Origin of the sequence: Streptomyces sp. NPDC091287 (assembly GCF_044768525.1) — a bacterium.
Taxonomy (GTDB): domain Bacteria; phylum Actinomycetota; class Actinomycetes; order Streptomycetales; family Streptomycetaceae; genus Streptomyces.
In genome coordinates, this window is the sequence record NZ_JBIVUV010000019.1 from 59,802 (window position 1) to 80,563 (window position 20,762).

At 69.8% G+C, this 20,762-nt stretch carries 20 protein-coding genes and 1 tRNA gene; 14 read left to right on the top strand and 7 right to left on the bottom strand.

Annotation, left to right across the window (positions count from 1 at the left end; all coding sequences use genetic code 11):
* Nucleotides 1-139 precede the first annotated feature (139 nt).
* Complete coding sequence (locus ACIQRW_RS29090; protein WP_360732639.1) at nt 140-667, top strand: peptidylprolyl isomerase; 528 nt, start codon at nt 140-142, stop codon at nt 665-667.
* Between the two features lie 130 nt (nt 668-797).
* Entirely contained in the window at nt 798-1,700 is a 903-nt protein-coding gene (locus ACIQRW_RS29095; RefSeq protein ID WP_403765550.1) for a rhomboid family intramembrane serine protease, read from the top strand.
* A 283-nt stretch (nt 1,701-1,983) separates the two neighbouring features.
* On the opposite strand, the gene crgA is transcribed toward ACIQRW_RS29095, so the two are convergent.
* Nucleotides 1,984-2,238, bottom strand: coding sequence for a cell division protein CrgA (crgA, locus tag ACIQRW_RS29100; RefSeq protein WP_097865620.1), 255 nt, complete (start codon nt 2,236-2,238; stop codon nt 1,984-1,986).
* Nucleotides 2,239-2,379: 141 nt separating this feature from the next.
* On the opposite strand from crgA, the gene ACIQRW_RS29105 reads away from it, so the two are divergent.
* The 6 genes from ACIQRW_RS29105 (at nt 2,380) to ACIQRW_RS29130 (ending at nt 6,879) form a co-directional block, all read left to right on the top strand.
* Entirely contained in the window at nt 2,380-3,147 is a 768-nt protein-coding gene (locus tag ACIQRW_RS29105) for a DUF881 domain-containing protein (RefSeq protein ID WP_403765553.1), read from the top strand.
* 30 nt (nt 3,148-3,177) lie between these two features.
* Nucleotides 3,178-3,888, top strand: coding sequence for a class E sortase (locus ACIQRW_RS29110; protein ID WP_403765556.1), 711 nt, complete (start codon nt 3,178-3,180; stop codon nt 3,886-3,888).
* 97 nt (nt 3,889-3,985) lie between these two features.
* A complete protein-coding gene (locus ACIQRW_RS29115) occupies nt 3,986-4,174 on the top strand; it encodes a hypothetical protein (RefSeq protein WP_003967905.1) in 189 nt (62 codons plus the stop codon).
* Nucleotides 4,171-4,809, top strand: a complete 639-nt coding sequence (locus ACIQRW_RS29120) for an aminodeoxychorismate/anthranilate synthase component II (protein WP_018957297.1) — start codon at nt 4,171-4,173, stop codon at nt 4,807-4,809. Before ACIQRW_RS29115 ends, ACIQRW_RS29120 begins: the two co-directional genes overlap by 4 nt.
* On the top strand, nt 4,806-6,119 hold the full coding sequence (locus ACIQRW_RS29125) for a class E sortase (protein WP_403765560.1): 1,314 nt from the start codon (nt 4,806-4,808) through the stop codon (nt 6,117-6,119). Before ACIQRW_RS29120 ends, ACIQRW_RS29125 begins: the two co-directional genes overlap by 4 nt.
* 25 nt (nt 6,120-6,144) lie before the next feature.
* A complete protein-coding gene (locus ACIQRW_RS29130; RefSeq protein WP_403765563.1) occupies nt 6,145-6,879 on the top strand; it encodes a class E sortase in 735 nt (244 codons plus the stop codon).
* 100 nt (nt 6,880-6,979) lie between these two features.
* On the opposite strand, the gene pknB is transcribed toward ACIQRW_RS29130, so the two are convergent.
* The 6 genes from pknB to ACIQRW_RS29160 form a co-directional block, all read right to left on the bottom strand.
* Nucleotides 6,980-8,983, bottom strand: coding sequence for a Stk1 family PASTA domain-containing Ser/Thr kinase (gene pknB, locus ACIQRW_RS29135; protein ID WP_403765566.1), 2,004 nt, complete (start codon nt 8,981-8,983; stop codon nt 6,980-6,982).
* 169 nt (nt 8,984-9,152) lie between these two features.
* Entirely contained in the window at nt 9,153-10,610 is a 1,458-nt protein-coding gene (locus ACIQRW_RS29140; RefSeq protein WP_403765569.1) for a peptidoglycan D,D-transpeptidase FtsI family protein, read from the bottom strand.
* A complete protein-coding gene (locus tag ACIQRW_RS29145; protein WP_403765572.1) occupies nt 10,607-12,007 on the bottom strand; it encodes an FtsW/RodA/SpoVE family cell cycle protein in 1,401 nt (466 codons plus the stop codon). The genes ACIQRW_RS29140 and ACIQRW_RS29145 overlap by 4 nt, the downstream gene beginning before the upstream one ends.
* 22 nt (nt 12,008-12,029) lie before the next feature.
* Entirely contained in the window at nt 12,030-13,529 is a 1,500-nt protein-coding gene (locus tag ACIQRW_RS29150) for a PP2C family protein-serine/threonine phosphatase (protein WP_403765575.1), read from the bottom strand.
* A gap of 135 nt (nt 13,530-13,664) precedes the next feature.
* A complete protein-coding gene (locus ACIQRW_RS29155; RefSeq protein WP_003967913.1) occupies nt 13,665-14,183 on the bottom strand; it encodes an FHA domain-containing protein in 519 nt (172 codons plus the stop codon).
* A 10-nt stretch (nt 14,184-14,193) separates the two neighbouring features.
* Nucleotides 14,194-15,051, bottom strand: a complete 858-nt coding sequence (locus ACIQRW_RS29160; protein WP_403765578.1) for an FhaA domain-containing protein — start codon at nt 15,049-15,051, stop codon at nt 14,194-14,196.
* Nucleotides 15,052-15,366: 315 nt separating this feature from the next.
* Between ACIQRW_RS29160 and ACIQRW_RS29165 the strand changes: the two genes are divergently transcribed.
* The 6 genes from ACIQRW_RS29165 (at nt 15,367) to ACIQRW_RS29190 (ending at nt 20,708) form a co-directional block, all read left to right on the top strand.
* Nucleotides 15,367-15,449, top strand: a tRNA-Leu gene (locus ACIQRW_RS29165).
* Between the two features lie 637 nt (nt 15,450-16,086).
* Entirely contained in the window at nt 16,087-16,917 is an 831-nt protein-coding gene (locus ACIQRW_RS29170; protein ID WP_403765581.1) for a ScbR family autoregulator-binding transcription factor, read from the top strand.
* Between the two features lie 162 nt (nt 16,918-17,079).
* Complete coding sequence (locus tag ACIQRW_RS29175; protein ID WP_403765584.1) at nt 17,080-17,442, top strand: winged helix-turn-helix transcriptional regulator; 363 nt, start codon at nt 17,080-17,082, stop codon at nt 17,440-17,442.
* A 193-nt stretch (nt 17,443-17,635) separates the two neighbouring features.
* A complete protein-coding gene (locus tag ACIQRW_RS29180) occupies nt 17,636-19,096 on the top strand; it encodes a DUF2252 domain-containing protein (protein ID WP_403765587.1) in 1,461 nt (486 codons plus the stop codon).
* A gap of 146 nt (nt 19,097-19,242) precedes the next feature.
* On the top strand, nt 19,243-20,256 hold the full coding sequence (locus tag ACIQRW_RS29185; protein WP_403765590.1) for a hypothetical protein: 1,014 nt from the start codon (nt 19,243-19,245) through the stop codon (nt 20,254-20,256).
* A gap of 107 nt (nt 20,257-20,363) precedes the next feature.
* Entirely contained in the window at nt 20,364-20,708 is a 345-nt protein-coding gene (locus tag ACIQRW_RS29190; RefSeq protein ID WP_215105740.1) for a rhodanese-like domain-containing protein, read from the top strand.
* The last annotated feature ends 54 nt before the right edge of the window (nt 20,709-20,762 follow it).

Sequence of the window (20,762 nt, forward strand, 5' to 3'; positions counted from 1 at the left end):
TGCCGACGACAATGCCATGGTTCGGTGCCGAACGCGCCGTTTCGTCCGGCATCCGGCCGCACATTTACCGGTCCGTGGGAGGATCGGCGGACGTCAGCGATGGATGTGACGTCAGGTGAAGGACGAAGGAAGGCAGACCGTGGCCGAGCAGCTTTACGCCACCTTGAAGACCAATCAGGGCGACATCGAGATCCGGCTTCTGCCGAACCACGCGCCCAAGACGGTCCGGAACTTCGTCGAGCTGGCCACCGGGCAGCGCGAGTGGGTCAACCCGGAGACCGGCGAGAAATCCACGGACCGGTTGTACGACGGCACCGTCTTCCACCGCGTCATCAGCGGTTTCATGATCCAGGGCGGCGATCCGCTGGGCAACGGCACCGGCGGCCCCGGCTACAAGTTCGCCGACGAGTTCCACCCGGAGCTGGGCTTCACGCAGCCCTATCTGCTGGCCATGGCGAACGCGGGCCCGGGGACGAACGGGTCGCAGTTCTTCCTGACCGTGTCCCCCACCGCCTGGCTGACCGGCAAGCACACCATCTTCGGCGAGGTGTCCGGTGAGGCCGGCCGCAAGGTCGTCGACGCCATCGCGGCCACCCCGACCAATCCGCGCACCGACCGTCCGCTGCAGGACGTGGTGATCGAGTCCGTGGTCGTCGAGACCCGCTGACGTCCGCTCCCGCCGGATACCCCTCGCGGGAACCAACCGCCCTGCCCGTCCGTACTGATACATAGCGGACCAGCGGGGCGGCCCTGTTCGCGCCGCCGAGCGACGAGGACCGAGAGGCAGGCCAGGACCGATGGACCAGCAGCCGCCGGGGGACCGTGCCGCAGCGGGAAGCGGTGTGCCGACGCCGACCTGCTACCGCCACCCCGACCGCGGGACCGGCATCAGCTGTACGCGTTGCGAGCGGCCCATCTGTCCCGAGTGCATGGTCAGCGCCTCGGTCGGCTTCCAGTGCCCCGACTGCGTACGCCAGGGCTCGGGCACCGGGCACCACTCGGCGGTCAGTCGGCCGCGGACGCTGGCGGGCGGCTCGGTGGCCGCCGATCCGCGCCTGGTCACCAAGATCCTGCTCGGCATCAATCTGGCCGTCTTCCTCCTGGTCTCCGTCCGTCCCGCGCTGGTGGGCGATCTGACGCTGCTCGGGCGGGCATGGGACCCGAGCCCGCCGCCGGGATCCATCGAAGGCGTCGCCGAGGGCCAGTGGTACCGCCTGGTGACCTCGGTGTTCCTGCACCAGGAAGTGGTGCACATCGCGTTCAACATGCTGGGGCTGTGGTGGCTCGGCGGACAGCTGGAGGCCGCGCTCGGCCGCTCCCGCTATCTCGCGCTCTATCTGCTGTCCGGTCTCGCGGGCAGCGCCCTGACCTATCTGATCGCCGCGCCCAACCAGGGTTCGCTCGGGGCCTCCGGTGCGGTCTACGGCCTGTTCGGCGCCACCGCCGTGCTGATGCGCCGGATGAACTACGACATGCGTCCGGTGCTGGTGCTGCTGGCGATCAACATGGTCTTCACCTTCACCTGGGGCGGCATCGCCTGGGAGGCGCACGTCGGCGGTCTGATCGCGGGCGTCGTCATCGCCATCGGCATGGTCCACGCCCCGCGCGAGCGGCGTACGGCGGTGCAGGCCGGTGTGTGCGCGCTCGTCCTGCTGGCGTCCGTCGGGATCGTCGTCGCCCGCACGATGTCGCTCACCTGAGTCGGATTCCGAGCGGAACGGGGGCTCTCCACCCCCAGGCGGACCGAAGTTGTCCACAGCGTGCGCAGAATCTTGTGCATGGCAAGAGGAACATGTGTTCCCCTCGTCGCTGAGCTGGGTCTTTCCTTCTGGGCAACGGGGTGCAGCCCCCCTCGTCGAGGGAGGCTGCGGTCACACCGGCGTCAACATGAGCGGAAGTTATCCACAGATCGTCTGACCTTTTCCCCCGACTGTGGATAACTCTGTGGGTAACTCAGGGCAGGGCTTGCGCGGAGGTGGTCCGTCACTTCCACTGCGTCGACACGGCGAAACCGCCGGCGATGAAGCCGAAGCCGACCACGATGTTCCAGTTGCCCAGGGCGTCGACCGGAAGATCACCTTCGGTCACGTAGAACACCACGATCCAGGCCAGCCCGATGAGGAACAGGGCCAGCATCACCGGAGCGACCCAACTGCGGTTGGTCAGCTTGATGGTCGTTGCCTGCTTCGCCGGGGGCGGCGTGAAGTCGGCCTTCTTGCGGATACGTGACTTCGGCACGAGGGACTCTCCTGTCGATGCGCTGCGTGACCGCGCAGGGATCTGTGGCGGGCGCCGGGGGCGGGTGCCAGGGGGAATGCTGCCTCCCCCGAGCGTCCGTTAGCGTAGTGCTTCTCTGGCGCCTGATGAGATAAGGGTACGTTGAGCAATTCCGCCGACTCCCCAGAAGGCCCGGCCCGGCGCACCTCCGCGTGGGCGGTCCGGGGCCTCACCGCTGCGGTTTTCGCCCTGGCCGGACTCATCTTCGTCACCAGCGCCAACACCGCCAAGGGCACCAATCTGCGCAGCGACTCCTCCCTGCTCAAGCTCTCCGACCTGATCAGGGAGCGCAGCGAGAACAACGGCGAGCTGAACGACGCGGTCGCCGGCGCCCGCGCGGACGTCGACGCCCTCGCCCAGCGCGACGACGGCTCCACCAAGGCCGAGGACGCCCGGCTGAAGGCCCTGGAGAAGGCGGCCGGCACCACGAAGATCAGCGGCGACTCCGTCAGCGTGACGCTCAACGACGCGCCCCCCGACGCCACCGCCAACCCCGGCTACCCCGAGCCCCAGCCCAACGACCTGGTCATCCACCAGCAGGACCTGCAGGCCGTGGTGAACGCGCTGTGGCAGGGCGGGGCGCGTGGAATCCAGGTGATGGACCAGCGGCTGATCTCCACCAGCGCCGTCCGTTGCGTGGGCAACACGCTCATCCTCCAGGGCCGCGTCTACTCCCCGCCGTACAAGGTCACCGCGGTCGGCGACCCGGGCAAGCTCAAGCAGGCGCTCAACGACTCCACCGCGATCCAGAACTACCTGCTGTACGTGAAGGCGTACGGGCTGGGCTGGAAAGTCGACGAGAACGAGGCGGTGACTCTTCCCGGGTACTCGGGCACAGTGGATCTCCACTACGCACAGCCTGTGGAGTGAGCACGAGCTGAGCCCCGGGGAGGCCGTCCGGTGTCGGTGCGACTCGTCGTCAGAACCTTCAGCGAACTCTGCATCACCGTGGGCGCGCTGATCATCCTTTTCGTCGTCTACTTCCTGTTCTGGACAGGGGTGAAGGCGGCCGACGCGGCCGAGGGCGAGATCGACACCCTCCGGAGCCAGTGGGCCCAGGAGCCCGTGGCGCAGGCCCCGCCGCCCACCGCCGCGGAGACGTCCCCCTCGGAGACCCCGGACCCGCAACCGGTCCCGTACCGCGCCGGAAAGCCCTTCGCGACGATGCACATCCCGCGCTTCGGCGCCGACTGGGAGTGGCCCGTCCTGGAGAACACCGCGGTCACCACCTTGCAGAAGGGGCTCGGGCACTACAGCGGAACGGCCCGCCCCGGCGACACGGGCAACTTCGCGGTGGCCGGGCACCGGCGGACGTACGGCGACCCCTTCAAGGACTTCCCGCGGCTGCGGCCCGGGGACGCGGTGGTCGTGAACGACGGCACGACCTGGTTCACGTACCGCATCGCGAAGAACCCGTACCGGACCGTGCCCACCGACACCGCCGTCGTCGATCCGGTGCCCCGCGGCTCCGGATTCGAGGACGCCGGACGCTATCTGACGCTCACCACGTGCGAGCCGGAATGGGGCAGCAGCCACCGGCTGATCGCCTGGGCGCATCTGGACGCCACGCGTCCGGTGAGCGACGGAAGGCCGCCGGAGCTCTCCGGCTGACCGTGCTGGTCCACGCTGGTCCACGCTTTTCCACAGCTGACCCCCTCCCCGGCCGCGGCCCTCTAGTCTGGTGCGGGTACCGAATGGAGGGGTCAGCATGTACGGCTGGATCTGGCGGCATCTGCCGGGCAACGCATGGGTGCGGGGTGTCATCTCGCTCGTGCTGGTTCTGGCGGTCGTCTACGCGCTGTTCCAGTACGTGTTCCCCTGGGCGGAGCCGCTGCTTCCGTTCGGTGATGTGACCGTCGACGGCGAGAGCGCCGGTGGAGCAGGAGCAGACCAGTGAGCGCACGCGTCCTCGTCGTGGACAACTACGACAGCTTCGTCTTCAACCTCGTCCAGTACCTCTACCAGCTCGGCGCCGAGTGCGAGGTGCTGCGCAACGACGAGGTGACCCCCGCCCACGCGCAGGACGGCTTCGACGGCGTCCTGCTCTCGCCGGGGCCCGGCACGCCCGAGCAGGCCGGCGTCTGCGTCGAGATGGTGCGTCACTGCGCGGACACCGGCGTCCCGGTCTTCGGCGTCTGCCTGGGGATGCAGTCGATGGCGGTCGCGTACGGCGGCGTCGTCGACCGGGCCCCCGAACTGCTGCACGGCAAGACCTCCCCCGTGACCCACGAGGGCAAGGGCGTCTTCGCCGGACTGCCGTCCCCCTTCACCGCGACGCGCTACCACTCGCTCGCCGCCGAACCCGGCGCGCTCCCCCCCGAGCTGGAGGTCACCGCCCGCACGGCGGACGGCATCATCATGGGGTTGCGCCACCGCGACCGGGCGGTGGAGGGCGTGCAGTTCCACCCCGAGTCGGTGCTCACCGAACACGGCCACCTGATGCTCGCCAACTGGCTGGAGCAGTGCGGAGACCAGGGGGCCGTCGCGCGGTCGGCGGGGCTCGCGCCGGTGGTGGGCAAGGCCGCCGCGTGACCGTAGGCCGCCCCGGGCACGAGGCCGGGCCGGAGGGCCCTCACGCGCAAGGGGTGTACGGGGCCGACGGCGCGTTCGTGGCGGCGGTGGACGGCCTCGCGGATCCGCTCAGCGATCCGCTGCCCGGCGGGCACGCCTCGCCGTGGTTCCGGGCGGACAACATCCCGGGCGGACCGGGAACGGACGGCCCGGGGCCGGGTCCGTCGTCGCGCGAGGCCGGTCACACGGCTCACCAAGGGCCTCAGCAGCCCCAAGGAGCCCCGAACGAGTGGTACGACCCCGCCGGGTACCAGCGCGACTGGTACGGGCCCCAGGAGCCGTCTGCGCGAATAGCTCCGGCCGAGGAGCGGGCCCCGGCCCCGGACCTCCCCGCCGAACCGCGCACCGAAGTCATGACCGCCGTCGTCGGGGGGCCCGCCGAGCCCCGCACCGAAGTCATCAGCCGCGTTCCGGCCGAGCCCGATCCCGAACCCGAGCCGGCTTCCCGCCCCGGCCCGCCTCCCTCCGGTGGGCGGGCCGAGCGGCGGCGGGCGGCCAAGGGGCGCGGCCGTCGGCGCCCGGAACCGGTCGCCGAACGGGCCGCCCCGGCCCGCCCGATGTCCCGGATGGAGGCCAGGCGCGCGGCCAAGGCGGCCAAGGACAGCCCGGCGGTCGTCGCCAGCCGGGTGGTCGGCGAGGTGTTCATCTCGCTGGGCGTCCTGATGCTGCTGTTCGTCACCTACCAGCTCTGGTGGACCAACATCCGGGCCGAGCAGATCGCCGGCAAGGAGACGAACCGGATCCAGGACGAGTGGGCCAAAGGCGACCGGAAGCCCGGGGTGTTCGCACCCGGCCAGGGCTTCGCGATCATGCACATCCCCAAGCTCGACGTCGTCGCCCCGATCGCCGAGGGCATCGACAAGGAGAAGGTGCTCGACCGGGGGATGCTCGGCCACTACGGCGAAGGCAGGCTCAAGACGGCGATGCCCTCCGACAAGCAGGGCAACTTCTCCGTGGCCGGCCACCGCAACACCCACGGCGAGCCGTTCCGCTACATCAACAAGCTCGAACCCGGCGACCCGATCGTGGTCGAGACACAGGACGCGTATTACACGTACGAGATGGCCAGCGTCCTTCCGCAGACCGCGCCGTCCAACATCTCGGTGATCGAGCCGGTACCGGTGGGTTCCGGGTTCGAGGGCCCGGGCCGGTACCTCACGATGACGACCTGCACCCCGGAATTCACGAGTACCTACCGGCTGATCGTCTGGGGCAAGATGGTCGACGAACGGCCGCGCAGCCAGGGAAAGCCCGACGCGCTCGTCGGCTGAACATCCTCACGACAGGGACGGTGCGGTGGCAGCGAGGACCGAGCACGACGAGCGGGCCGACACGTCCACGGCCCCGCCCCCGGCGCTCCGGCGAGGCCGCCACCCCGTCGCGACGGCCGTCAGCGTCTTCGGTGAACTGCTGATCACCGCGGGCCTGGTGCTCGCGCTGTTCGTCGCGTACTCCCTGTGGTGGACCAATGTGCTCGCCGACCGCGAGGCCGACAAGCAGGGCGACACGGTCCGCAGCCGATGGGCGGACGGACCGGGCGCCCTGGACACCAAGGACGGCATCGGCTTCCTGCACGTGCCCGCCATGAAGAACGGCGAGGTGCTGGTCAAGAAGGGCACCGACCCCGAGACCCTGAACAACGGCATCGCGGGCTACTACACGGACCCGGTCGAGTCGGGCCTCCCCTGGGACGACGAGGGGAACTTCACGCTGGCCGCGCACCGCGACGGGCACGGCGCGAAGTTCCACAACATCCACAAGCTGAAGAACGGTGATCCGCTCGTCTTCGAGACCAAGGACACCTGGTACGTCTACAAGGTCTACAAGAAGCTCCCCGAGACGTCGAAATTCAACGTCGACGTGATCCAGCCGGTCCCGGAGGAGTCGGGCGTCGACGAGCCGGGCCGCTACATCACGTTGACGACCTGCACCCCCGTCTACACCTCGAAGTACCGGTACATCGTGTGGGGCGAGCTGGAGCGTACGGAGAAGGTCGACAAGGACCGCACCAAGCCGGTCGAGCTGCGCTGAGCCGCCGAAGAACAGCCGCTCGCGCTCGGGCACACGGGAAGGCCCCGGTCACCATCAAGGTGACCGGGGCCCTTTCCGTGCGGGGCGGGGGCGCGGTGGCTCAGTCGTCGCCCATGCCTCCGAAGAGGCCGCCTCCGCCGTTTCCGTTCCCGCCGTTCCCGCCGCCCTCGATGGTCACGATGGTGACGGTGCTGCCCTTGTCCGCGGGGGTGTTCGGTGCCGGGCTGCTGGTGATCACCTTGGCGTTCGGCTTGTCGACCGAACCCGGGGAGAGTGCGACCACGAAGCCGAGCCCTTCGAGCTGGGCCTTCACTTCCTGGTACGGCCTGTTGCCGATGTCACCGGGGATCGCGACCTGCTCCGGCTGCGCCGGCCCCTTGGAGACCTTCAGGACGATCTGCGCGTCCTTGGCCTGCTTGCTCGGGCCGGTGGGCGTCTGCTCGATCACCTCTCCGGCCGGCTTCTCCGAGTCCACGTCGGTTCGCGAGATGTTGGTGAAACCGATGCCCCGCAGCTGCTGCTCCGCCGCCTCGTACGAGCGGGTCCGCATGTCCGGCAGGTCGAGAGTCGCCTGGGTGGCCACGGTGATGGTGATCTCGGCCCCGTCCTCGGCCTTCTCGCCGCCCTTGGGGTCCTGCTCGATCACGGTGCCCTCGGTCTTCTCGGACTCCTCCGTGGTGACGTTGACCGTGAAGCCCTTCTTCTCCAGCTCCTCGCGGGCGCCGTCCTCGGACTTCTCCAGGACGTTGGGGACCTCGATCTTCGGCGCTCCGGCGGAGACGACGACCGTGACGGTGCCGTCCTTGTCCATCAGCGCGTCCGCGGCCGGGTCCTGCGAGCAGATCTCGCCCTTCTCCTGCTCCTCGCACGGCTCCTCGGCGCCGACCTTCACGGTGACGTCGGTTCTGGCCGCGAGTTTCTCCGCCTCCTGCACCGTGGAGCCCACCAGGTTCGGGGCGTTGATCTGGCCGTCGTCGCTGGTCGGGGAGAAGATCACCCGGCCGATCAGGATCGCGCCGATCAGCACCAGGATGCCCGCGACGACCAGCAGGATCGTCGAGGTGTTGCTCTTCTTCTGCTGGCGCCGACGGCCCGGGCGGTCGTCGTAGCCGTAGCCGCCGTCGTCCGGGTTGACCGGGGGCAGCATCGAGGTCTGGGCGTTGTTCGGGTCGGCCGGGCGCAGGGCGGCGGTGGGCTGGTCGGGGTGGTAACCGTCGTAGCCCCCGTACCCCGCGGCGCCCATCGCCGCCGTGGCCGCGACCGGCTGGCCGTCGAGGCAGGCCTCGATGTCGGCGCGCATCTCGTCGGCGGACTGGTAGCGGTAGTCCGGGTCCTTGGTGAGCGCCTTCAACACGATCGCGTCCATCTCGGGCGTGATCTCGGGGTCGAAGTTGCTCGGCGGCTGCGGCTCCTCCCGGACGTGCTGGTAGGCCACCGCGACGGGCGAGTCCCCGACGAACGGGGGCCGCACGGCGAGCAGCTCGTACAGCAGGCAGCCGGTGGAGTACAGGTCGGAGCGTGCGTCGACCTGCTCGCCCTTGGCCTGCTCCGGGGAGAGGTACTGGGCGGTGCCGATGACCGCGGCGGTCTGCGTCATCGTCATCCCGGAGTCGCCCATGGCGCGGGCGATGCCGAAGTCCATGACCTTGACCTGGCCGGTGCGCGTCAGCATGACGTTCGCCGGTTTGATGTCGCGGTGGACGATCTGGGCGCGGTGCGAGTACTCCAGGGCCTGGAGGATGCCGACCGTCATCTCCAGCGTGCGCTCGGGGAGGAGCCTGCGACCGGAGTGCAGGAGCTCCCTCAGCGTCGACCCGTCGACGTACTCCATCACGATGTACGGGATGGAGACCCCGTCGACGTAGTCCTCGCCGGTGTCGTACACGGCGACGATCGCGGGGTGGTTGAGCGAGGCGGCCGACTGGGCCTCACGGCGGAACCGGGCCTGGAAGGACGGGTCGCGGGCCAGATCGGCCCGGAGCGTCTTCACAGCTACGGTGCGGCCGAGCCGGGTGTCGTGCGCGAGGTAGACCTCGGCCATGCCACCACGGCCGAGCACCGAGCCCAGCTCGTACCGGCCGCCGAGGCGACGCGGCTCTTCCATCTGTTCCAGCCCTCTCCGTCAGTCCCGACCGCACCCGTGTGTGGTCCGCGGCGGTGCGCTGTTCGCGCATACGCTACCGGGCACGGGTGACGTGATCAGCCCGCACCCGTCAGCCGATATCCGACCGGTATCCGATGTCCGGTATGACGGGCGACCGCCGTGACAGGTCTCACTTCTTGCTGTCGATGACCGCTTTCATCACGTCGCGCGCGATGGGGGCGGCCAGCCCGCCACCGGAGATGTCGTCCCGGTTGGCGTTGCCGTCCTCGACCACGACGGCGACGGCGACCGGTGAGCCGCTGTCGGTCTTCGCGTACGAGATGAACCAGGCGTACGGCTTCTCGCTGTTGTTCAGACCGTGCTGTGCCGTACCGGTCTTGCCGCCCACTGTGACGCCGGGGATCCGCGCGTTGGTTCCCGTGCCGTCCTTGACGACGGTCTCCATCATCTGCTGGACCTTCTGGGCGTTCTCACCGGAGAGCGCGCGGCTGAGCTCTTCGGGCTCGTGGGTGTAGACGGGGTCCAGGTTGGGCGCCTGCCGCTCGGCGACCATGTACGGCTGCATCAGCTTGCCGTCGTTGGCGATCGCGGAGGCCACCATGGCCATCTGGAGCGGGGTGGTCCGGTTGGACGCCTGGCCGATGCCGGCCATCGCGTTCTGCGGCCTGTTGTCCTCGGGGTAGATGCTCGCGTCGGCGCGTACGGGCGTGAAGACTTCCTTGTTGAAGCCGAACTTGTCCGTCTGCTCGATCATCTTCTTGTTGCCGAGGTCGTCGCTCATCTTCCCGAAGACGGTGTTGCACGACACCCGCAGGGCCTCACGCAGCGTGGCGTTCTCGCAGGGGATGTTGCCCTCGTTCTTGAGCTGCGTGGTGGACTGCGGCAGCGTCCAGGGCAGCGGGGAGTCCGTCTTGGCGTCGATGTCGTCGTAGAGCCCGTTCTCCAGGGCGGCGGCGGCGGTGACGACCTTGAAGGTGGAGCCCGGGGGGTAGGTCTCGCGCAATGCCCGGTTGAGCATCGGCTTGTCCTCGTCCTTCAGGAGCTTCTGCCGGTTGTCCGAGTCCTTGAGGGAGTTACCGGCGAAGACCGAGGGGTCGTAGGACGGGGTGCTGGCGAGGGCGAGGATGGCGCCGCTCTTCGGGTCGAGGGCGACCACCGCGCCCTTCTTCCCGCCGAGCCCCTTGAAGGCGGCCTTCTGGGCATCGCCGTTCAGCGTGGTGACGATGTTGCCGCCGCGCTTCTTGTCGCCGGTGAACATCGACAGCGTCCGGTCGAAGAACAGCTGGTCGTCGTTGCCGGTGAGGATGCCGTCTTCCAGGTTCTCCAGCTGCGAGGAGTCGAAGGCCTGCGAGGAGTAGCCGGTCACCGGGGCCCACAGGGGCCCGTCCTTCCAGACCCGCTTGTACTTGAAGTCGCTGTCCTCGGTCTCGGCGGAGCCGGTGATCGCCTTGCCGTCGACGATGATGTCGCCGCGCTCGTGGGCGTAGCGCTCGATCTCGACGCGGCGGTTGTACTTGTGGCTGGTCAGCTCGTCGGCGCGGACGTACTGGAGCCAGTTGTCCCGGATGAGGAGCGAGAGGACGAGGATGCCGCAGAAGATGGCGACGCGCCGCAGGGGCTTGTTCACGGTCGGACCACCTGCGTCATCTCGGCGTCGGTGGAGGGCGCGGGGGCCGGTGCGGGACGGCGGGCGGTGTCGCTGATGCGGATCAGGATGCCGATCAGGGCCCAGTTGGCGATGACGGACGACCCGCCGGCCGCGAGGAACGGCATCGTCATACCGGTGAGCGGGATGAGGCCCATGACACCGCCGGCGACGACGAAGACCTGGATGGCGAAGGCGCCGGAGAGCCCGATGGCCAGCAGCTTGCCGAACGGGTCGCGGGCGGCCAGCGCCGTGCGCACACCGCGCTCGACGATCAGCCCGTACAGCAGGAGGAACGCCATCACTCCGGCGAGCCCGAGCTCCTCGCCCACGGTGGCGAGGATGAAGTCGGTGTTGGCCGCGAAGAGGATGAGGTCGGAGTTGCCCTGGCCGAGACCGGTCCCGAGCGTGCCGCCGGAGCCGAAGGCCATCAGTACCTGGGCCATCTGCTCACTGGCGGCATGGGTGCCCCAGCCGGCGAAGGGGTCGAGCCAGGCGGTGACCCGGTCCTGCACGTGCTTCTCGAACGAGGCCACACCGACCGCGCCCACGGCCGACATGGTCAGGCCGAAGACGATCCAGCTGGTGCGCTCGGTCGCCACGTAGAGCATGACGACGAACATGCCGAAGAAGAGGAGCGAGGTGCCGAGGTCGGTCTCGAAGACGAGGATCAGGATCGACATCGCCCAGATGGCCAGGATCGGACCGAGGTCCCGCCCGCGGGGCAGGTACATACCCATGAAGCGGCGGCTGGCCAGCGCCAGGGCGTCGCGCTTCACCATCAGATAGCCGGAGAAGAAGATCGCGATGACGATCTTCGCGAACTCGCCGGGCTGGATCGAGCCGATACCGGGGATGGTGATCCAGATCTTCGCGCCGAACTGGGCCGGGAAGAACATCGGCAGGATCAGCAGGATGAGCGCCACCACCATGGAGATGTAGGTGTAGCGCTGGAGGATGCGGTGGTCCTTGAGCAGGAGCAGCACACCGACGAACAGGGCCACGCCCATCGCCGAGAAGATCAGCTGCTTGGAGGCGGCGGGCGCGAAGCTGGGGAGCCGCGCCAGCCGTTCCGACTGGTCCAGTCGCCAGATCAGTGCCAGGCCCAGGCCGTTCAGCAGGGTGGCCAGCGGCAGCAGCAGCGGATCGGCGTACTTGGCGAATCTGCGCACCACGAGGTGGGCGACCCCGCCGAGCAGGGCGAGGCCCGCTCCGTAGCCGAGCATGCCCGCGGGCAGTTCGCCGTTGAGGGCGAGGCCCACGTTGGCGTAGGCGAACACCGAGATGGCGACGGCGAAGACGACGAGCGCCAGCTCGGTGTTGCGGCGACTCGGTGCGTCGATCGCGCCGATGGTGGTCGTGTTGGTGACAACGCTCATGGTGCTGAAGGCCCCCTACGGCTTACTGCTTACCGCACTGCGGGACCAGCTTCTTCTCTTCCTCCGAGAGGCTGGGGCCGGGAGTGGGAGCGGTGGTCGGCTTGGTCCCCTTGGCGGAGGACGTGGCGGAAGTCCTGGTGGCGGGGGCTCCGGCGGTGCCGCCGGCCTCTCCCTCGCCCGTACGGGCCCGGTTCTCGGCGTCGGCCGCGCGGCGTTGCGCGTCCTTCTTGCAGGCGGAGGCCTGGGCGGCGAGCTCGGCGACCTTCTCGCGGGCGTCGGTGATGTTGCCCTCGGCGATCGTCGCCTCGACCTGCTTGCGCTGGTACGGAGGCAGGTACTTGAGCTCGATCTCGGGGTGGTTCTTCTCGACCTTCGAGAGCGAGACCCAGGCGAGGTCCTGGCTGATGCCCTGGAACAGCGCGACGTTCTCGTCCTGTGTGCCGACGTAGTACTGCGTCTGCGTCCAGCGGTAGCCGCCGTACAGACCGCCGCCGATGACGGCCAGCGCGAGCACGATGAAGACGGAACGCTTCAGCCATTTACGGCCGCCGCCCGGTTTGGCGAAGTCCTCGTCCGTATAGGCGTCGTAGGAGCCGTCCGGCATGCCCCCGTAGCCGACGTCGCCGCTGCCGGGCGGGCCGAAGCCGCCGGCGGGCGGGGGCACGGGGCGGCCGAGGCCGGCCGCGCGGCCGGCGGGCGTCTGCATGGCCCCGCCGTCGCCCAGCTGGGCCTGGTTCTCCGCGACCGCGCCGACGACGACCGGGGTGTCGTTGAGCTGCGCGGCCAGGGTGTCGTTGCTGTCGACGTCCAGGACGTCGGCCACGATGCAGGTGATGTTGTCCGGGCCGCCACCGCGCAGAGCGAGCTGGATCAGCTCCTGGATGGTCTCCTGCGGGCCCTGGTAGCTGGCGAGGGTCTCTTCCATCGTCTGGTGCGAGACAACGCCGGAGAGGCCGTCCGAGCAGATCAGATAGCGGTCGCCGGCGCGGACTTCGCGGATGGAGAGGTCCGGTTCGACATGGTCGCCGCTGCCCAGCGCCCGCATCAGCAGGGAGCGCTGCGGGTGGGTGGTGGCCTCTTCCTCGGTGATCCGGCCCTCGTCGACGAGGCGCTGCACCCAGGTGTGGTCCTGGGTGATCTGCGTCAGGACGCCGTCCCGCAGCAGATACGCGCGGGAGTCGCCGACGTGCACCAAGCCGAGGCGCTGACCGGTCCAGAGCAGGGCGGTGAGCGTGGTGCCCATGCCCTCCAGCTGGGGGTCCTCCTCGACCATGACGCGCAGCTGGTCGTTGGCCTGCTGCACGGCCGTGCCGAGCGAGGTCAGGAGATCGGATCCCGGTACGTCGTCGTCGAGCGGGACGAGCGTGGAGATCACCTCGGAGCTGGCGACCTCACCGGCCGCCTGGCCGCCCATGCCGTCGGCGATGGCGAGGAGCCGGGGACCGGCATAGCCGGAGTCCTCGTTGCCCTCCCGGATCATGCCCTTGTGCGACCCGGCGGCGAAGCGCAGCGACAGACTCATGCGCACCTGCCCAGTCGACTCTGACTCGGGGTACAGCCTGTCTCGAGCCACACTGCCCACCCTCCGGTCGGGAACCGGGCAGCGTCCGCCGTCGGGACCGCCGCGGCTCGCTCGCTCCGCTCGCTCATTGTCGTACTACTTCCGCAGCTCGATGACGGTCTTGCCGATACGGATCGGCGCGCCCAGCGGAACTGGTGTCGGGGTGGTGAGCCGGGTCCGTTCCAGATACGTGCCGTTGGTGGACCCGAGATCCTCGACGATCCACTGACCGTCACGGTCCGGGTAGATCCTGGCATGCCTGCTGGACGCGTAGTCGTCGTCCAGCACGATCGTTGAATCGTGGGCCCGGCCCAGGGTGATGGTCTGCCCCTGGAGCGCGACCGTCGTGCCCGTGAGCGTGCCTTCGGACACGACCAGCTTTGTGGGTGCCCCGCGGCGCTGCCGCCCGGGCTGCTGGCGCTGCTGGGGCGGCGCCGCTTGTTGTTGTTGGCGGCCCTGTTGGGGGCGCGCGTCGGCGGCAGTGCGGCGTGAGCCGCGCTGCGTGACGCGCGTTCCGAACAGGTCGCTGCGGATGACCTGAACGGCCACGATGACGAACAGCCACAGAACAGCCAGGAAACCTAGCCGCATGACCGTCAGGGTCAGCTCTGACATTGCCCCCGCTTCACCCTTCGGCTTGCCGGTAAACGATGGTGGTGCTGCCCACGACGATCCGCGAGCCGTCGCGGAGCGTAGCGCGGGTGGTGTGCTGCCCGTCTACCACGATGCCGTTGGTAGACCCGAGATCCTGGATCGTCGAGGGCGTTCCGGTCCGGATCTCACAGTGCCGGCGCGATACGCCGGGGTCGTCGATCCGCACGTCGGCGTCGGTGGATCGTCCCATCACCAACGTCGGGCGGGAGATCTGATGGCGGGTGCCGTTGATCTCGATCCAGCGCCGGGTCCGGGCGTCCGGCAGGGGGCCGGGCGCGGCCGGCGGGCGCCGGTCGTTCGTGGGGGCCGAGGGCCGTCCGGCGCCGGGCGGCGGGGCCGCGGGCATCGGCGGAGCGGCGCTCGGGGGGTAGCCGTAGCCGCCGGGAGCCTCCGGGGCGGCGGGCCGCCCGGTCGCGGGCTGCCGCGGCTGGCCTGCCGGGTCCTGCTGTGACGAACTCGACGCCAGAGTGCGGCTGCGGACCCGGTAGAGCCCGGTGTCGAGGTCGTCGGCCTTCTCCAGGTGGACCTTGATCGGTCCCATGAAGGTGTAGCGCTGCTGCTTGGCGTAGTCGCGCACCAGGCCGGAGAGCTCGTCGCCCAGTTGACCGGAGTACGGGCTGAGCCGCTCGTAGTCGGGTGTGCTGAGCTCGACGATGAAGTCGTTGGGGACGACGGTCCGCTCGCGGTTCCAGATCGTCGCGTTGTTGTCGCACTCCCGCTGGAGGGCGCCGGCGATCTCGACGGGCTGCACCTCGGACTTGAAGACCTTGGCGAAGGTGCCGTTGACCAGCCCCTCGAGGCGCTGCTCGAAACGCTTCATGACCCCCATGGGGCACCTCCTCCGTTGTCATCGTCCCTGTACTGCTTACTGATCGTATCCACGCGTCGGGAAATCGGCTGGTTCCCCTTGTCTGGCCTGTGGATGAGTGTCACCCCTCACACGGATCGTAGAGGTGGCCTCCTCACAGTGTCCCGCACGCGGGACGCACTCTGGAGGAGTGGGGGCGATGGTTCGGGGTTCCCGCTTCCCCTGCTGGAGCAGGCGAAACAACGGATGTGATTCCACCCTGTTCACCGTGCTAATCTTCCGGATGTCGCCAGGCGCTCGCACCACACGGTGAGAGAGTCTGGAAACACCACTCATGCGCGAGTGGCGGAACGGCAGACGCGCTGGCTTCAGGTGCCAGTGTCCTTAGGGACGTGGGGGTTCAAATCCCCCCTCGCGCACGACGGACACCGAAGAAGGTGTCCTGGTAGCACCGACGAAATGGTCGGCATCGTGATCACGATGCCGACCATTTCGCTTTCCCCCGGTGGTTCCCCGGCGCCTTCCACCCGGGCAATCGCCTCGCGGACGCCGACGGCCACCGGGACCACCCGCCGGATACGTCAGGCCCAGGCCGAGCACCACCGCTGAGACAGAACGGTCCGGGAGGCGAGGGTGCTCCCCTGTAGCCTGAGGAGACTCAGCCGTGTGCGGACAGCTGATTTCCCTCGCATATTCTCAGTCGCTCGCGACTGTCGGGTTTGGTTCGCCAGAACCCCCGCCTCCCCCCGCTTCGAAACGATCCGGAGCGGGGGTTCTGCCGTTGTTCCGTGGTTCGATGCCTGGTATCCGCGTGTTCCTCCCTCTCCGCGTCCCCGTCGGTCCGTGTTTTTGATCGACGTGCGGGGTACGGACAGGCGGGTGAGGAGGAGGCGGCAGCGGGTGTCCGCGGGCGGTGATCCACCGGGTGTGGGCACGGTTTCCGGACAGACCGATGGCCCGTGCAACGGCGCACTTGCATACGCTGGCCGCAGAGGTTGGATCGACGGCGACTCGGCGGTGAAGGGCTGAGCGCACAGAACGTCCCGGAGGCAGGAAATGGCGAAGCAGGCTCGCGCAGTCCAGACGTGGCGGTCGATCGTGGATGCCGCGGCGAGTGTCTTCGACGACTACGGCTACGAGCGTGCCGCCATCTCGGAGATTCTCCGTCGCGCCAAGGTCACCAAGGGGGCCTTGTACTTCCACTTCGCCTCCAAGGAGGCCATCGCACAGGCGATCATGGACGAGCAGACCTCCACGGTCGAGTTCGAGCAGGAGGGGTCGCCGCTTCAGTCCCTGGTGGACGGTGGCCAGCAGTTCGCTTTCGCTCTGCGCCACAACTCGATGGCCCGGGCCGGTACCAGGCTCTCCATCGAGGGCGTCTTCCTCGGCGGACCGCATCCATGGGGCGACTGGATCGACGCGACGGCCCGGATGCTGGAGCTGGGCCAGGAGCGCGGCGAGGTGTTCCCGCAGATCGACCCGATGGTGTCAGCCAAAATCATCGTCGCTTCGTTCACCGGTATTCAGCTGGTCTCGGAGGCCGATTCCGGTCGGGCCGATCTGCGCGAGCAGGTGGCGGAGATGTGGCGCCACATCCTGCCGTCGATCGCTCACCCCGGCGTCATCGCCCACATCAAGCCGGAGGGCCGGGTGGATCTGGCGGCCCAGGCGCGCGAGAAGGCGGAGCGTGAGGAGCAGGAGGCCAGGATCGCCGCGGAGGCCAAGGGCGCGGGCTCCGATCCCACGACCGACTCGGGCTCCCGATCGGGCGGGTCAGGTCTGCGGGGCGGTGGATCCGGTCGTGGTCCGCGGGCCGGGGGGCCCGGCGACGAGGGCGACGAGGAGCCCGCAGGTGCGGGGGTGGCGGCCGGAGGGGTCGTCGCCTGATTCGCTCCGGGCGGGCTGTGTTTCACGTGAAACGTCCGATTGTTCATGATCATCATACGACAGGGCCGCGGTGCTCCTGGAGCCTCCCCGGCCCTGTCGGATTTCACCGAGCGGCTGCTTACCTTTAGTAAGCCGCTAAGGGTGGCCCAGTATTCTGGGGGAATGGCGGATCACGGCGAGCAGCCCTGCCGGCGGGTCGACCGGGGGATCAGCCGCGTCTTCGCGTTGTTCGGCAAGCGCTGGACCGGCCAGATCGTCTCGGTGCTGCTCCAGCGACCGGTGCACTTCGCCGAGCTGCGACGGGCGATTCCCGGCATCAGCGAGCGCATGCTCTCGGACCGGTTGACCGAACTCGGCACGGCCGGCCTGGTGATCCGAGAGGTTGACGCGGGACCGCCGCTGCGCGTCGCGTATCGGCTCACCGAGGCGGGCGCCGCGATGGAGCCCGCGCTCGAGGAGCTGGGGCGGTGGGCGGACACCTATCTGACGCGGGACGACGCGGCCGGCTCCGGAACCGGCTGCTGACCTCGTCCGGCCGCCCTCGGGCGCACCACTGCCGTCCACCGGGCCCGCCCCCGGCGTGGCGTCTGTCCACGGACCCGGCGGGTGGCGGGCATCCGGCGGTACCGTCGTGCTCGGTCGCTGGCGGACAGGGCCGCTGACCGGTCGGACAGCCGGGCAGCCGGAGGCGGTACGAGGGTGGGGGAGGCGACGCTCCATGAGCGGAACCGAGGCGACGACGCCTGAGCAGCGTGCTGTGGGAACGACGGGAACCGCGGCGACCGCGGGCGGGGAACCGCGCATTCCGGTCGTGCCCGGGTTCGCCCGGCGTGGTGCCGCGAGTTCACCGAAGGCGGCGGGCAAGGCCCTCCGCGACCGGGTGCCGCGCTCCTCGCACGCCTCGCTGGTCCTGCCGCCGGGACGGCCGGACGCCGTGCGGGCGGTCGAGGAGTCGAATCGGGGCCGGGTGCCGGGCCTGACACCGATACGGGTGGGTCGGATGGCGGCGACACCGTTCGCCTTCCTGCGCGGTGCGGCCGGGCTGATGGCCCACGATCTGACGGGCAGCCCGGTCACCGGGGTGGGTGCCCAGCTCTGCGGTGACGCGCACGCGGCCAACTTCGGCCTCTACGGCGATGCCCGGGGCAGCCTGGTCATCGATCTGAACGACTTCGACGAGACCGTCTTCGGGCCTTGGGAGTGGGACCTCAAGCGGCTTGCCACCTCACTGGTGCTGGCGGGCCGGGCCGCCGGGGCCGACGAGGACACCTGCCGCCGGGGCGCGCACGACGCCGCCGGCGCGTACCGGCGCACGATGCGCCTGCTGGCCCGGCTGCCCGCCCTCGACGCCTGGACCGCGATCGCGGACGAGGAGCTCGTCTCGCACACGGACGCGCGTGACTTGGCCGGCACCCTGGAGCGGGTCTCGGAGAAGGCCCGCAACAACACCAGCGCCCGCTTCGCGGCCCGCTCCACCGAGGAGTGCCCCGACGGCGGCCGGCGCTTCGTCGACGCCCGGCCCGTGCTGCGCCGGGTGCCGGACGCCGAGGCCGCGGTCGTGGCCGCCGGGCTGGGCGGCTATCTCTCCACCGTCTCCGAGGACCGGGTGCCGCTGCTGGCCCGGTACACGATCCACGACGTGGCGTTCCGCGTGGTCGGCACCGGCAGTGTGGGGACCCGGTCGTACGTGGTGCTGCTGCTCGATCACCGGGGTGAGCCGCTGGTCCTCCAGGTGAAGGAGGCGCGTCCCTCGGTGCTCGCCCCCTATCTGCCCGCGGTCGGTTTCGACGCGCCGGAGGTGGCGCACGAGGGGCGCCGGGTGGTGCTCGGGCAGAAGCGGATGCAGGTCGTCAGCGACATCCTGCTCGGCTGGGCGGACGTCGACGGGAGGCAGTTCCAGGTCCGGCAGTTCCGGAACCGCAAGGGCAGCGTGGACCCCGCCGCGCTCGCCGCCGACCAGGTCGACGACTACGGGCGGATGACGGGCGCGCTGCTCGCGCGGGCGCACGCGCACAGCGCCGACCCCCGTCTGCTGGCGGGCTACTGCGGCAAGAACGACGAGCTCGACGAGGCGGTGGCCGCCTTCGCGGTGACGTACGCCGACCGTACGGAAGCGGATCACGCCGAGCTGGTGCGGGCGATCAAGGCGGGCAGGCTGGCCGCCGAGTTCGGTATATGACGGCTTCCTGAGGCGGTGGGGCCCGGTCCGCGTGGCGCCGGGGGCTCTGTTCGTGCGGCGGTGGGGCCTGTTCGTGACGGGGTGGGGCCCGGGCCGCGCCCCACCGTGTGTGCTGCGCCACCGGGCCGTGGCCATACGCTGGACGGGTGACCCACGAAGCCGCCGGGGTGCCGACCACCCGGAACGATGAAGACCGGCAGGACAACGACCGGCCGGACGCGCCCCGACCCGCCCCCGGAGCGGGGGATGCCCCGGGGGCGGAGGACGCTCCGGGGACGCCGGACGCTTCCGGTGCCGCGGATGCCGCGGATGCCGTTGCCGGGGAGTCCACCGGCCCCGGGGAGTCCACCGGCCCCGGGGAGTCCACCGGCCCCGGGGACGCCGCGCCGCGCCCCGAGGCTCGGCTGGCCAGGGCGGTGCAGGTCGCCGAGCAGGCGTTGATCGAGTTCGAGATCGCGGTGGAGACCTTCCGGGTGGAGGTCGAGAACTTCTCCCGGCTGCACCACCAGAAGCTCGGCCCGATGTACACCCGCCTCGACGAGCTGGACGCGCTGATCGCGGAGGCGCGGGCCGCCCGGACCGGGGATCCGGAGGACGAGCGCAAGGCGCGGGAGGCGCGTGCGGTCGTCATGCCGATGCCCGGGGTCGACGAGCTGTTCCACGACTGGATGGACACCGACGGGCTGTCCCCCGAGGCCGCGGCGATGCTCACCGAACAGCCGGTCCGGCCGCCGAAGCGGGTCAGGCCGAGCGAGGAGGCCCGCAAGCTCTACCGCGAGCTGGCCCGCAAGGCGCACCCGGACCTCGCCCAGGACGAGCCGGAACGGCAGCGTCGGGACGAGTTCATCGCCCGGGTGAACGCCGCCTACGGGCGCGGCGACGTCGACCTCCTCAAGGAACTCGTGGCGGAGTGGGCGGCCGGCCCGGTCCAGCCCCTGACCCCGCTGAGCGAGAGCGAGGAGCTCTACGCACGGCTGGAGTGGCTCAGCCGACGCAAGGAGCTGCTGACGGTGCTCGCCAAGGAGCTGGAGGACGGCGCGATCGGCTCGATGCTCCGGATGGCCCCGGACGACCCGGATCAGCTGCTGGAGGACATCGCGGAGCAACTGCTGGGCGAGGTGTCCCGGCGCGAGGCCGAGCTCGCGGAGATGGTGCAGTAGCGTTCCGGGTGACTCCGCCGCGTATGTACGAGGCCCCTGCACGAGGTTCCATGTGCCACGAGGCCCCGTGTACGAGGTCCAAGACCGCACGAGAGAAGGCATGACCCATGAACTTCGCCCCGCTGCCCTCGGTGGACGCCGCGGCGGTGCCGTCGGACGGCTTCGTCCTGGACGTCCGTGAGAACGACGAGTGGGCGGCCGGTCACGTCGAGGGTGCGCTGCACATCCCGATGAGCGACTTCGTGGGCCGGTTCGGAGAGCTGACCGAGTCCGCCGAGGACGGCCGGCGTGTCCATGTGATGTGCCGGGTCGGCGGCCGGTCGGCCCAGGTCACCCAGTACCTGGTCCAGCAGGGCATCGACGCTGTGAACATCGACGGCGGCATGCAGGCCTGGGACGGCGCCGGGCGCCCGATGGTCACGGACAACGGGACGCCCGCCTTCGTCCTCTGACCCCCGGGCGGGCCTGGTCGGGGCCGTCGGCGTTGTCGGTGACGTGTCGGTGCT

Bases quoted from the DNA above. Each gene is read 5' to 3' on its own strand.
- ACIQRW_RS29095 (WP_403765550.1), top strand. From the start codon at position 798: ATGGACCAGCAGCCGCCGGGGGACCGTGCCGCAGCGGGAAGCGGTGTG.
- ACIQRW_RS29115 (WP_003967905.1), top strand. From the start codon at position 3,986: ATGTACGGCTGGATCTGGCGGCATCTGCCGGGCAACGCATGGGTGCGG.
- pknB (WP_403765566.1), bottom strand. From the start codon at position 8,983: ATGGAAGAGCCGCGTCGCCTCGGCGGCCGGTACGAGCTGGGCTCGGTG.
- ACIQRW_RS29145 (WP_403765572.1), bottom strand. From the start codon at position 12,007: ATGAGCGTTGTCACCAACACGACCACCATCGGCGCGATCGACGCACCG.
- ACIQRW_RS29150 (WP_403765575.1), bottom strand. From the start codon at position 13,529: ATGAGTCTGTCGCTGCGCTTCGCCGCCGGGTCGCACAAGGGCATGATC.
- ACIQRW_RS29155 (WP_003967913.1), bottom strand. From the start codon at position 14,183: ATGTCAGAGCTGACCCTGACGGTCATGCGGCTAGGTTTCCTGGCTGTT.
- ACIQRW_RS29160 (WP_403765578.1), bottom strand. From the start codon at position 15,051: ATGGGGGTCATGAAGCGTTTCGAGCAGCGCCTCGAGGGGCTGGTCAAC.
- ACIQRW_RS29170 (WP_403765581.1), top strand. From the start codon at position 16,087: ATGGCGAAGCAGGCTCGCGCAGTCCAGACGTGGCGGTCGATCGTGGAT.
- ACIQRW_RS29175 (WP_403765584.1), top strand. From the start codon at position 17,080: ATGGCGGATCACGGCGAGCAGCCCTGCCGGCGGGTCGACCGGGGGATC.
- ACIQRW_RS29180 (WP_403765587.1), top strand. From the start codon at position 17,636: ATGAGCGGAACCGAGGCGACGACGCCTGAGCAGCGTGCTGTGGGAACG.
- ACIQRW_RS29190 (WP_215105740.1), top strand. From the start codon at position 20,364: ATGAACTTCGCCCCGCTGCCCTCGGTGGACGCCGCGGCGGTGCCGTCG.